The organism is Agrobacterium sp. 22-210-1 (genome assembly GCF_053522525.1).
Genome location: NZ_JBNWCI010000001.1, coordinates 1,681,494 through 1,693,705, shown reverse-complemented (window position 1 = coordinate 1,693,705; position 12,212 = coordinate 1,681,494). Strand labels below are relative to the sequence as shown.

Below are 12,212 nucleotides of genomic sequence, written 5' to 3'. Positions count from 1 at the left end.
TCAGGAAGCCTGCCTGCGCATGGTTTTCCAAAGTACGATCAGCAGCACAAACGAAATGCTGATAAGCACGGAGGCGATGGTCAGCATGGCCGAGACCCCGCCGCGATCCAGCGCCAGCGTGAAGATAACAGGCGCAAAGGCGATGGCAAGGTTTTGCGGCAGGGAGATACGCGCGGCCTGAAGGCCGTATTCTTCCGGCGAGAACACCGCCAGCGGCAACACTGCCCGGCTGACGGTGAGTACGCCTGCGCCAAAACCGAAGAATACGATGAAGCCGATGAAAGCCGGCATGGCCGGCGCAAAGGCCAGCAACAGCATGAGCGACAGGAGCAGCAGACAGAAGCCGATCATGGCGGTGACGAACGGGTTGCCGTGTTTGCCGAGCAGGAAATCCAGCCCGCGCGCGGTGATCGCAAGCAAGCTGCGCGCCGATGCCAGCTGCACGGCCAGCGATTGCGTTGCCCCGGCCTGAACCAGCAACAATGGCAGGAGCGGTGACAGGCCAAAGGTCGTAAACGCGCTGATCGTCGTCATTGCAGCCAGAAGCATGAAGGCGCGGCGTGTATCGACGGGCGGGGGCAAAGCCCCGGCCACCTCCCGCGAACCCGTGGCCTTGCGGGCCGGCCGCCCGGGAAGAACGAAGACGTAGAGAGGCAGAAGCACCAGGAGCTGTAGACACGCATAGGCGACAAGCGTGCCGCGCCAGCCGAGATGCTGGTCGGCAAGCGCGGTGACCGGCAGGAAAACCGCTGCCGAAAGTCCGGTAAACAGCATCAGCAGCGTCAGCAACCGGCCGCTTTCTGCACCGACACGCTCCACCACCGCGGCATGGGCCGCTGTCGTCAAACCACAGGTGGCGGCAAAACCGATCACGGCCCAGCCGAGCAGATAGCTCGCCACACCGCCCGCAAAGGCGAGCACGGCAAAACCGGCGGCAAACAGCAATGAACCCGCCACGAGCACGGGTGCCGCGCCGTGGCGCACCAGCGTTCTTCCCAGAAGCGGGCCGCAGAGCGCGCTGATTGTCATCATCACGGTGAGGCCGGCGAAAACCACCTCGTTGGCGATGGCGAGATCGCGTCCAATCCGTGGGCCGAGCACGGCCAGCATGTCGAACCCGCTGCCCCAGCTGATGATCTGCCCAACCGCAAGCACGCCGATAAGGCGCGCGCGGGACGGGAAGGGGGCGGCTTCGGACATGATGAAAATCGCGGGTGCGAGATGCGGAGGAAATAATTGGTAGCAGGCCGATTGCGACCCGGCAACATCAATCCAAACCATAAGGAGAACACCCATGGTGGCGCAGAAGGGCAAGGACCTGCTGCTGAAGATCAACAATGCCGGTTCCTATGTGACCGTGGCAGGACTGAGAACAAAGCGGCTGGCCTTCAACGCGCAGGCCGTGGACATAACCGATGGCGAAAGCGCCGGGCGCTGGCGCGAGCTTCTGGGCGGCGCCGGCGTGCAGCGGGCGTCGCTGACGGCCTCCGGCATCTTCAAGGACGGAGGGAGTGACGCGCTGGTACGCAGTGCGTTTTTCACAGGCGCCATTCCGGGCTGGCAGATCGTCATCCCCGATTTTGGTACCGTGACCGGACCGTTCCAGATCGTCGCGCTTGAATATTCCGGCCGCCATGATGGCGAGGTGCAATTTGAGATCGCGCTGGAATCTGCCGGTTCTCTCACATTCGGAGCGCTGTGATGCCGCAGGGTTTACGTTATGGGCGGGCGAACCGCCATCGCGGCGAGATCGAGGCGCTGATCGACGGCGAAAGGCGCATTCTTTGCCTGACGCTCGGCGCTCTCGCCGAACTGGAAACCGCCTTTCAGGCTGATGATCTCACCGCACTCGCTGAACGCTTCGCGACCGGGCGCATGAAGGCCGCCGACATGATCCGGGTCATCGGTGCGGGCCTGCGTGGCGCCGGCAACACGTTTTCCGATGAGGACGTGGCGATGGCGACCGCCGAGGGTGGCATTGCAGGCCATGCCGCGATGGTCGCCGATCTTCTGACCGCCACCTTCGGCGGCCCGAAAGGAGAAACACAGCCGGACCCTTGAGCGCCGCAGCAGGCGAAGCGAGACCGCGCCCTTTTCCCTGGGAGGCGGTCATCCATGCCGGCTTCTGCCTGCTGCGGCTTTCTTCTGAAACCTTCTGGCGGCTGACACCAAGGGAGTTTTTCGCGATGACGGGTGGCGCACGCGCCATCTCCCGCAGCCCCGATCGTCAGGCGATGGAGGCGATGATGCGGCTGTTTCCGGACGGGTGAGGTGGACTTGTCTCGTTGCGGAAGCGGGGCTTTTTTTGTGAAAACGGCCAGACAATTCAAAAACCTATCGTTCCGATTTGAATCAGAAAGGCAAGCGCGATGGCAGGCGAAAGATCGATTGCGGAGAACCGCGAGGAGGCTGAGGCGCTTGCGGATGTGATGGGCGATCTAGAAAAGCGCTCCGAGCGGTTCGGGGCGGCTTTGACCAGCGCCCTGCAGGCGGCAACGATGGGTGGCAAGGGGCTGGATGATGTGTTGCGCGGGCTCGGCGAACGCCTGTCCGGCATGGCGCTTTCGGCCGGTTTGAAGCCGCTGGAGAATATGATCGGCAATGCGGTTGGCGGGCTTTTGAACGGTGGCGGCTCCTTGTTTGCCTTTGCCGATGGCGGGGTGCCGGGGCGCAGCATCACGCCTTTTGCCGATGGCGGCGTGGTGTCCAGCCCTGCCTTCTTTCCGATAGGCGGTGGGCTCGGCCTGATGGGTGAGGCGGGAGCGGAGGCGATCCTGCCGCTGAAGCGTGGCTCGGACGGCGCGCTGGGTGTGGCGGCTCCGGCGGGCGGTGGCGGTGCGCAGATCGTCTTCAATGTGACGGCCACCGATGCGGTGAGTTTTAGAAAAAGCGAAGGCCAGATCGCCGCCATGCTGGCGCGCAGCGTCGGGCGTGGCCAGCGCGGTTTGTGACCATCGACCTTTCAACACAGCAAAAAGATTCGTGGAACAACGACATGGCGGCATTTCATGAAGTGCGGTTTCCGCTGAGGCTGGCGCTCGGTGTGAGCGGTGGGCCGGTGCGACGGACCGATATCGTCAATCTTTCCAATGGCCGGGAGAGCCGCAACCAGCGCTGGAAGAATGCGCGGCGCGCTTATGACGCCGGGTCCGGCATCCGTTCGGTGGCCGATCTTTACGAGGTGCTCGCCTTTTTTGAGGCGCGGCGCGGTGAGCTTTATGGTTTCCGCTTTCGTGATCCCGTCGATTGCAAATCCTGCCCGCCAGGCGGGGCACCCGCCACCACAGATCAGAGGATCGGCACCGGTGACGGCGCAACGGCGCAGTTTCAGCTGGTGAAAACCTATGCCGATGCCGGCGGCGCCTTCATCAGGCGGGTGGAAAAGCCGGTCGAAGGGTCTGTCTTCGTTTCGGTCGAGGGCGTGCGTGTCCCGCCTTCGGATGTGTCGGTGGATCATGTAACCGGCGTGGTGGCGTTTCGTACCGGCAAGCTTCCATCTGCCGGTGCGGCGATCCGTGCTGGTTTCGAATTCGACGTGCCGGTGCGCTTTGCGATCGATCGCATCGACGTCAATCTCACCGCCTTCGAGGCGGGCCGCATTCCCTCCATTCCATTGATGGAAATCCTGCCATGAAGACCGTTCCTCCCGCCCTTGCCACACATCTGCAGGGCGATGCCACCACCACCTGCCATTGCTGGAAGGTGACACTGAAGGATGGCGTCGTGATCGGCTTTACCGACCACGACGAGACGCTCTCCTTTGCCGGAACGGCCTATCTGGCCGCCAGCGGTTTCGGGGCGAGCGACAGCGAAAGCGAAACCGGGCTGGGCGCGAGCACCGGCGAGGTGGCTGGCGGTTTTTCCAGCGAGGCGATTTCGGAAGATGATCTCGCCAAAGGCCGTTTCGATGGCGCGAGAGTGGAGCTTTTTCTCGTCAACTGGCAGGTGCCGGATGAGCATGTGCTGCTCTCCATCCGCGAAATCGGCGAAGTGATGCGGGCCGGCGGGGCGTTTCGCGCCGAACTGCGCAGCCTTGCCCATCGCCTCGGCCAGCCGCAGGGCCGGGTTTATGGGCGGGGTTGCGATGCCACACTTGGTGACCGGCGCTGCGGCGTCAATCTTTCGCGGTTTACCGGCAATGGCAGCGTGGTGGCGGTGGATGCGGCGGGCAATCTGCTGGTCTTGGGGCTTGACGCTTTCACTGACGGTTTTTTCAGTCGGGGAAAGTTGCGGTTTCTAAGCGGTACACTCGCCGGCAAAAGTTTTGATCTCGACGTCCACGCGCGGCGCGACGGCGGTACGCTTCTGTCCTTCTGGCTTTCGCCGGAACGGATGCCATTGCCGGGAGACGGCTTTTCCATCACCGCCGGCTGCGACAAGAGTTTCGGCACGTGCAGGGCAAAATTCTCCAATCACCTGAATTTCAGGGGCTTTCCGCACCTGCCGGGGGCGGATTTCGCCTATTCTTACGCGAGCGGCGGCCAGACCCATGATGGCACGGCACTGTTTCCATGAATGACACCGGAGGAAAAGTGCTGGCGGTGGCGCAGGGCTGGATCGGCACGCCCTACCGGCATCAGGCCTCGTCAAAGGATGTCGGCTGCGATTGCCTCGGCCTCGTCCGTGGCATCTGGCGTGAACTTTACGGCGCGGAGCCGGAATTGCTGCCGCCCTATGCGCCTGATTGGGCCGAGCGCGCCGGTGAAGACCGGCTGATGGGCGCGGCAAAGCGCCACTTTGTTCCACTGCCGGGCATGGAACAGGCGCAGCCGGGCGACCTGCTGCTGTTTCGCTGGCGGGCCGATGCGCCGGCGAAACATCTCGGCATCCTCGCCGGGCCTCAGCATTTCATCCACGCCTATGAACAGGCGGCGGTGGTGTGTTCCGCGCTGGTGCCGGGCTGGAAACGGCGCATCGCCGGCACCTTCCGTTTTCCCGATCTCTGAAACGTCTCGAGGCGACCATGGCGACCATAGTTTTTCAGGCGGCGGGTGCGGCGCTGGGCGGCATTTTCGGCCCCGTGGGCGCCATCATTGGCCAGGCGGCGGGTGCACTGGCGGGCAATGCCGTCGACCGCGCATTGCTGTCCAGCGGGCGAACCGTCTCGGGCGCACGGCTTTCGACGGCGCGTATTCCGGGCGCGGACGAAGGGGCGGCGGTCAACCGGCTTTACGGCACGGCGAGGATCGGCGGCACGCTGATCTGGGCGACGCGGTTTGAAGAAAGCATCGAGGTGGAGCGGCGCGGCGGCAAGGGCAATCGCGGCCCGAAGGTTGAAACCTATCGTTATTTCGCCAATCTCGCCATTGGCCTTTGCGAAGGCGAGGCGGCCATGGTGCGGCGCATCTGGGCCGATGGACGCGAAGTTGATCTCAGCGGCATCGAGATGCGTTTTTATCCCGGCAGCGAAACGCAATTGCCCGATCCGCTGATCGAGGCAAAACAGGGCAGCGGCAACGCCCCGGCCTTTCGCGGGCTGGCCTATGTGGTGTTCGAGCGCCTGCCGCTCGACGCCTATGGCAATCGTATTCCGCTGATGCAGTTCGAGGTGGTGCGGCCCGTTGGCCGGCTGGAAAAGTCGATCCGCGCCATCACCGTCATTCCTGGGGCAACCGAGCATGGTTACGCAACGGTGCCGGTTTCCGAGCGCACCGGCATGGGGCAAAGCCGCATCATGAACCGCAACGGCTTGACCGCAGCCACGGACTGGCAGGCGGCCATCGACGAATTGCAGGCGCTTTGCCCCAATCTGCAAAGCGTGGCGCTGGTGGTGAGCTGGTTCGGCACGGATATGCGGGCGGGCGAATGCCGCATTCTGCCCGGCGTGGAAGTGGCGGCCCGCGATGGCGAAACGGCGCCATGGTCGGTTGCCGGCCTTCCGCGCGGTGAGGCGCATCCGGTCAGCCATCATGGCGGCGGCCCGGCCTATGGCGGCACGCCTGATGATGAAAGCGTGCTGCAGGCGATAGCCGACCTCAAGTCTCGTGGATTGAAGGTTTGCCTTTATCCCTTTGTGATGATGGATGTGCCCGCCGGCAATGGTCTGCCGGATTCCTATGGCAAGGGCGAACAGGACGCTTATGGCTGGCGCGGGCGCATCACCTGTTTTCCGGCACCCGGCAGGCCCGGCTCTCCCGACCGCAATGCTGCGGCGCGCAGGGAGGTTGAGCGGTTTTGCCACCGCGATGAGGGTTATCGCCGCATGGTGCTGCATTATGCGGCCCTGACAGCCAAGGCGGGCGGGGTGGATGCTTTCCTGATCGGCTCCGAGCTGCGTGGTCTGACGCGCCTGCGCGATGAGAACGATGCCTTCCCCTTTGTCGAGGAACTGGTGCGGCTGGCGGGCGATGTACGCGCCATCATGGGACCGGCGGTGAAGCTGACCTATGCGGCGGACTGGAGCGAATATTTCGGCCATCAGCCGGCGGATGGCTCGGGTGATGTGTTTTTCCATCTCGATCCGCTCTGGGCGAGCCATGATATCGACGCCATCGGCATCGACAACTACATGCCGCTCTCCGACTGGCGCGACGAAGACGCAGCAAACGGCAATCCGGATGGCATGGCCGGTGCTGATGACGCCAGCGCCTTTCGCCGCGCCATCACGGCGGGTGAGGGTTTCGACTGGTACTATGCCAGCGATGCCGACCGCGCCGCGCGGCGACGCACGCCCATCACCGACGGGCTGAGCAAAAAGCCATGGGTCTTTCGCTACAAGGACATCGGGAACTGGTGGGAAAACCTCCATTACGACCGGGTGCGGGGTGTGGAGAAATCGACACCCACCGCATGGGTGCCGGGCTCGAAGCCGATCTGGTTCACCGAACTCGGCTGCCCGGCGGTGGACAAGAGTGCTGCACGCCCGAATGTCTTTCCCGATCCAAAATCGGCGGAAAACGCCTATCCCTATTTCTCCCGCCGGAACCGGGCAGACAGCCAGCAGCGGCGGTTTCTGGAAGCGCATCTCGACCATTGGGATCAAGGCGATGCGGCGATGGTGGATAAAAACCGGGTCTATCTCTGGACCTGGGATGCGCGACCCTTTCCCGCCTTTCCGCAGAATGGCGCTGTGTGGAGTGATGGCGGCAACTGGCGCACCGGCCACTGGTTGAATGGCCGGCTGGGAACGGCGACGCTTGCCGATACCATCGCCGCCATCCTCACCGATCACGGCTTTTCCGCTTTCGACGTCTCCGCCGTCAGCGGCGACATGACCGGGTACGTGCAGGGCGACGTGACCTCGGCCCGCAACCTGCTGGAGCCGCTGATGGCGGCGTTTCAGCTGGATGTGGCGGAGGACGGCGGCACCCTGCGCTTCCGTTCACGCAATACGGCAGTTTTGCCCGTCAGAGATATTTCCGTGCTTGCCGATCTCGATGACGAGCCGCTCTGGTCGGAAAATCGCGGTCATGACAGCGATTTCGCCGCTGAAGCCGTGCTGACCTCGTTCAATCCGACGCTGGACTACGAACAGGCGAGCGCGCGTTCCCGCCGCATCGACAATGCCGGCAGCCGGGTGATGCGGCTCGACCTCAACGCCGCCTTGCCGGCGGAAACGGCGCAAGCCGCCGTCGAAGCGGTGCTGCGAGACAACCGTCAGGCGCGGCGCACCGTGCGTTTTGCCCTGCCGCCCGCCGATATAACCCTCGAACCCGGTGATTGCATCCGTCTGCTGGAGGACGCCTTGCCGCAGGCTCCGCCAGGCCGGTTTCTGGTCAGCCGGATCGAGGATGGCGCGGTGCGGCAGGTGGAGGCACGCGCCTTTTCCGCAGCTGTTTCGGCTTTTGCCGGCGTGGTGGATGAGCGGCGCGCCGGCAGTGCAAGCGGTGCTGAGGGTTTTGCCCCGGAAGTGCTGTTTCTCGACCTGCCGTACCATGATGGCGTCGCGCCGGAGCGTTCGGCGCGGATCGCAGCCTTCGCAAGGCCATGGCGGCCAATCCTCGTTTCCGCATCCTCGGGCACGGAAGGTTATCGGCAACGCGCCGTGCTCGATCATCCGGCCATGATCGGGGCACTGACAATGCCGCTTTTGCCCGGCCCCTCGGGCCGTTTCGACCGGAAGAATACCGTCCTGATCGACCTGCCCTTCGGTGGGCTCGGCTCGGCAAACGAACTGTCGGTGCTGAACGGCGAGAACCGCATCGCAATCAAGGCCGCAAACGGCGTCTGGGAGATCGTCGCTTTCGCAAAGGCCGAAGAAATTGCGCCCAAGCGCTGGCGGCTCTCCGTCCTCCTGCGCGGGCTGGCGGGCACGGAAGATGCGTTGGTTGCCGGCGCGCCCGCAGGCGCACCGGCGGTGATGCTGGACGCGGCGGTACAGCCACTCGGCCTTGCCGCGAGCGAGCGTGGGCGGCGGCTGAACTGGATCGTCGAGGCGGCAGGAAAGGCGGGCGCTTCGGCCGGGCCTTTCGCCTTCGAGGGTGGGTTGCGGGCGCAGATGCCGCTTTGCCCGGTGCATCTTTCCGCCGAACGGAAAAAGGATGGCGTGCTGATCCGATGGAAGCGCCGGAGCCGGATGGAGGCCGATGGCTGGGATGCGAGCGACATCCCGCTGGACGAGCCTTTCGAGCGATATCGTCTGGAGGTGCTGGAAGGCGAGGCCGTAAAACGAATGGCGGAGGTCTCCGAACCCCTTTGGTTCTACCCTGTCTCGGCCGAACTCACAGATTTCCCGGTCCTGCGGGATCACATTTCCGTGCGTGTCCGCCAGCTCGGCCGCGCGGTGCCTCTGGGAGTGGCGGCGCAAGCCTTTCTCCCGCTCTGACAACTGCCTGAAAAACAACGCAAAGGATGAGAGAATGGACAGCACCAAGGCATGGTATCAATCACGCACGATCTGGGGGGCGCTGATTGCGGTTTTTGCGCCGCTTTTCAGCATTGCCGGCCTCGATCTGCCGGCCGGCCTGCACGGCGAGCTGGCCGAAGGACTGGTAACGGTTGCGGGCGGAATTGGCGGCCTGATCGCACTTTATGGCCGTCTTTCGGCAACCCGCGCCATCCGCTGACGATTACCGCAGCAGCAGTACCCCCGCCGCAGCTCCTGGCGGCGGGGGTAGCATTCATTTGCCATTCAGACGCTTTGCGCTACATATTCGGTCACAATAAGGTTCGAGACGCACCCGGTTTTTGGAAGTTTGTAGAATGGCATCACCTCTCATCATCGCGACGCTTGCAGCCGGGCTTTCCGGTTTCACGGCGCCCGAGGCTGATCTGCAGGGCCACTACATTCTGGCCGCCAGCGATTGCGGCGCAGCCGTCGCCCGTGTTGTGCGCGAAACCGGTGGCCAGCTTCTTTCGGTCTATCCTTCCGGTGATGGTCAGTCCTGTGTCGTCACCGTTCTCGTCCAGGGCAATGGTGAGCGACCGCGCAAGGTAACGATGCGCGTGCCGATGTAGCTTGCCCGCATCGCCGAAATATCGGAAAACAAACCGAGACACTTAGCATGACCGGAACGCAGGCGGGCCGGGACACAGGAAAGGGCGGACAATGCGTATTCTCGTGGTTGAGGATGATGCCAATCTCAATCGTCAGCTGACCGATGCGCTGAAAGAGGCCGGTTATGTTGTCGATCAGGCATTTGACGGCGAGGAAGGGCATTATCTCGGCGATACCGAACCCTATGACGCCATCGTCCTCGATATCGGCCTGCCGCAGCTGGATGGTATCACTGTCGTTGAAAAATGGCGTGCGGCCGGCAAGGCCATGCCTGTGCTCATCCTCACCGCCCGCGATCGCTGGAGCGACAAGGTAGCAGGCATCGATGCCGGCGCCGACGATTACGTCACGAAGCCTTTCCATGTGGAAGAAGTGCTTGCCCGCGTGCGCGCGCTCATCCGCCGCGCCGCCGGCCACGCTTCCTCCGAACTGGTCTGCGGCCCGGTCAGGCTGGACACTAAATCCTCCAAGGCGACCGTCAACGGCACGACGCTGAAGCTCACCTCGCACGAGTTCCGCCTGCTGTCCTATCTCATGCATCACATGGGCGAGGTCGTCTCGCGCACGGAACTGGTCGAACATATGTACGATCAGGATTTCGACCGCGATTCCAACACGATCGAGGTGTTTGTCGGACGTTTGCGCAAGAAGCTCGGGGTTGATCTGATCGAGACGATCCGTGGTCTCGGTTACCGGATGCAAGCGCCGGCAGATGCGAAGTAATTCCCTTACCGCCCGCGTTCTTCTGCTCGCGTCTGCCTGGTCGGCGCTGGCGCTGGTGGTGATCGCCGTCGTGATTTCGACGCTTTACCGGCAGGGGGTGGAGCGCAGCTTCACCGACCTTCTGCGGGCGCAGCTTTATAACGTCATCAACTCCGTGACGATTTCCAACGAGAATACGCTGGCCGGCAGCCCGCAGCTTGGCGATCTCCGGTTTTCGCAGCCTGATACCGGCTGGTACTGGGTTGTCGAGCCACTCGGCAATTTCCAGACCGCGCCGCTGGTTTCTTCTTCGCTCGGCGTGTCGACGCTGCCGGTGCCGAGCATTCTCGACGCACCCTTCGACAACAGATACGAGCGCTTTTATGCGGTTACCGACGAGGCCGGCAACAAGGTGCGCGTGGCGGAAACGGAAGTGGTGCTTGACGGTGAGGGGCGGGCGGCGCGTTTCCGCGTTTCCGGCAATCTGAATGTCGTGGAAGACGATGTGCGCGATTTCTCCAACAGCCTCTATCTGGCGCTGGCCGTCTTTGGTGTCGGCAGTCTCGTCGTCAACGGCCTTGCCATTCTCTACAGTCTGCGGCCGCTCGATCAGGCCCGCGTCGCGCTCGGCAAGATAAGAGGCGGGGAGGCGGAGAGCCTCGAAGGTGAATTCCCGCGTGAAATCCAGCCGCTGGCCAATGAAGTCAATGCGCTGATCGACAGCAACCGCCGGCTTGTGGAGCGTGCCCGCATGCAGGTCGGCAATCTCGCGCATTCGCTGAAAACACCGATTGCCGTTCTTCTGAACGAGGCCCGCACGCTGGAGCCGCAGCATGGCGATCTGGTGCGTGCGCAGGCCGACGCCATGCAGGCGCAGGTGCAATCCTACCTTTCCCGTGCCCGCATCGCCGCCCAGCGCGGCTCGATCCTTGCTCGCGTGGAAGCCGAACCGGCGCTGGAACGGCTGGTGCGTGTGATGCGCCGCCTGAACCCGGAAAAACAGTTCGTGCTGAATTTCGAGCAACCGGGCGCGGTACTCGGCATGGAGCAGCAGGATCTGGAAGAGGTCGTCGGCAACCTTCTGGAAAATGCCGCACGTTTTGCGCAGACCAGAGTGGTCGTCACGCTTGCCACCGGCACGCACCCTTCCTCCGATGCCGAAATCGGCCGCCGTTCATGGGTGGAGCTGACGGTTGAGGATGACGGGCCGGGGCTGGAGCCGGAACAGATCAGCGAGGCAATGAAGCGCGGCCGGCGGCTTGATGAGAGCCGTCCGGGCACGGGGCTCGGCTTGTCGATCGTTTCCGAGGTGGTGTCAGAGTACCATGGCCGCTTTTCGCTGTCGCGTAGCGCCATCGGCGGGCTGAAAGCCGATCTGATTTTGCCGGGCCTTTCGAAAGAGCTTGCGTGAGGCAAGAAAAAAAGCAAGAAATTCAATGGTAGCATATTAGGTGCGATGCGGTAGGAAGAGGACAGGGTTTGGTTGACGTGTATGATGGCTGTCGCTCCGTGACGATGCGTTCGCTGGTGTCACGCCCGGCACTTCTCTCGATCCTGTGCGTTTCGATGCTGAGCGCCTGCACCACCACGGGCACCCGCCCGGCGGGCGGCGGCCTGTTCGGTCGCTCGGCGCAGCCTTCGACGCCTTTCCTTGCCAATCTTGAGGGCGGCATTGTCGGGCGAAGCGGCGTGCAGCTCGACAGGGGCGATCAGACCAAGGCGCTGGAGGCGGAATACAAGGCGCTGGAAACGGCGCCTGTCGGCACGCCCGTTGCCTGGAACGGCGATGATGCCAAGGGCCAGGTGGTTGCCAATGCGCCCTATCAGGTGGGCAATCAGAACTGCCGGCAATATTCGCACACCCTCACCATGGATGGACGCGAAACCAAGGTGCGCGGCGCGGCCTGCCGCAATGCCGATGGCAGCTGGTCGCCTTTGACCTGACGAGTTTGACGTAAATCAAGGTCACCGACCTCTGCCGATGACAAGAAAAGGCACGGCGGAACAGCCGAAACAGGGCTTGCGGTGCGGCGTGATGTCTCAAATTCACGTCATCCCCGTGCTTCATGTTTCC

14 protein-coding genes are annotated in these 12,212 nt (G+C 63.3%); 13 read left to right on the top strand and 1 reads right to left on the bottom strand.

The features are described 5' to 3' along the window. Positions 1 to 1,200 carry an MFS transporter gene (locus tag ACQZ5F_RS08450; RefSeq protein WP_225340059.1) on the bottom strand — a complete coding sequence of 400 codons (1,200 nt, stop codon included), beginning with the start codon at positions 1,198 to 1,200 and terminating at the stop codon, positions 1 to 3. A 94-nt stretch (positions 1,201 to 1,294) separates the two neighbouring features. Between ACQZ5F_RS08450 and ACQZ5F_RS08445 the strand changes: the two genes are divergently transcribed. From ACQZ5F_RS08445 to ACQZ5F_RS08385, 13 genes are all read left to right on the top strand, one after another. Continuing rightward, entirely contained in the window at positions 1,295 to 1,702 is a 408-nt protein-coding gene (locus ACQZ5F_RS08445) for a phage major tail protein, TP901-1 family (protein WP_052817619.1), read from the top strand. After that, the gene (locus tag ACQZ5F_RS08440) at positions 1,702 to 2,061 is read left to right on the top strand and encodes a gene transfer agent family protein (RefSeq protein ID WP_052817621.1); all 360 of its coding nucleotides are present in this window, start codon (positions 1,702 to 1,704) and stop codon (positions 2,059 to 2,061) included. The genes ACQZ5F_RS08445 and ACQZ5F_RS08440 overlap by 1 nt, the downstream gene beginning before the upstream one ends. Next, a complete protein-coding gene (locus ACQZ5F_RS08435) occupies positions 2,058 to 2,270 on the top strand; it encodes a rcc01693 family protein (protein ID WP_046798666.1) in 213 nt (70 codons plus the stop codon). The genes ACQZ5F_RS08440 and ACQZ5F_RS08435 overlap by 4 nt, the downstream gene beginning before the upstream one ends. A 99-nt stretch (positions 2,271 to 2,369) precedes the next feature. Further along, positions 2,370 to 2,951 carry a phage tail tape measure protein gene (locus ACQZ5F_RS08430; protein WP_448730551.1) on the top strand — a complete coding sequence of 194 codons (582 nt, stop codon included), beginning with the start codon at positions 2,370 to 2,372 and terminating at the stop codon, positions 2,949 to 2,951. Positions 2,952 to 2,995: 44 nt separating this feature from the next. Further along, the gene (locus tag ACQZ5F_RS08425; protein WP_448730552.1) at positions 2,996 to 3,634 is read left to right on the top strand and encodes a phage distal tail protein, Rcc01695 family; all 639 of its coding nucleotides are present in this window, start codon (positions 2,996 to 2,998) and stop codon (positions 3,632 to 3,634) included. Further along, the gene (locus ACQZ5F_RS08420; RefSeq protein ID WP_448730553.1) at positions 3,631 to 4,515 is read left to right on the top strand and encodes a DUF2163 domain-containing protein; all 885 of its coding nucleotides are present in this window, start codon (positions 3,631 to 3,633) and stop codon (positions 4,513 to 4,515) included. The genes ACQZ5F_RS08425 and ACQZ5F_RS08420 overlap by 4 nt, the downstream gene beginning before the upstream one ends. Then, the gene (locus ACQZ5F_RS08415) at positions 4,512 to 4,946 is read left to right on the top strand and encodes a C40 family peptidase (RefSeq protein ID WP_448730554.1); all 435 of its coding nucleotides are present in this window, start codon (positions 4,512 to 4,514) and stop codon (positions 4,944 to 4,946) included. Before ACQZ5F_RS08420 ends, ACQZ5F_RS08415 begins: the two co-directional genes overlap by 4 nt. Before the next feature lie 17 nt (positions 4,947 to 4,963). Continuing rightward, a complete protein-coding gene (locus ACQZ5F_RS08410; RefSeq protein WP_448730555.1) occupies positions 4,964 to 8,764 on the top strand; it encodes a baseplate multidomain protein megatron in 3,801 nt (1,266 codons plus the stop codon). Between the two features lie 34 nt (positions 8,765 to 8,798). Next, positions 8,799 to 9,005 carry a hypothetical protein gene (locus ACQZ5F_RS08405; RefSeq protein ID WP_046798673.1) on the top strand — a complete coding sequence of 69 codons (207 nt, stop codon included), beginning with the start codon at positions 8,799 to 8,801 and terminating at the stop codon, positions 9,003 to 9,005. A 136-nt stretch (positions 9,006 to 9,141) separates the two neighbouring features. After that, complete coding sequence (locus ACQZ5F_RS08400) at positions 9,142 to 9,396, top strand: hypothetical protein (protein ID WP_003497070.1); 255 nt, start codon at positions 9,142 to 9,144, stop codon at positions 9,394 to 9,396. Between the two features lie 91 nt (positions 9,397 to 9,487). Next, entirely contained in the window at positions 9,488 to 10,159 is a 672-nt protein-coding gene (locus tag ACQZ5F_RS08395; protein ID WP_003509815.1) for a response regulator transcription factor, read from the top strand. Next, positions 10,149 to 11,549, top strand: a complete 1,401-nt coding sequence (locus ACQZ5F_RS08390) for a sensor histidine kinase (protein ID WP_046798674.1) — start codon at positions 10,149 to 10,151, stop codon at positions 11,547 to 11,549. The genes ACQZ5F_RS08395 and ACQZ5F_RS08390 overlap by 11 nt, the downstream gene beginning before the upstream one ends. Positions 11,550 to 11,653: 104 nt before the next feature. Then, positions 11,654 to 12,082, top strand: coding sequence for a membrane protein (locus ACQZ5F_RS08385; RefSeq protein WP_046798949.1), 429 nt, complete (start codon positions 11,654 to 11,656; stop codon positions 12,080 to 12,082). Positions 12,083 to 12,212 lie beyond the last annotated feature (130 nt).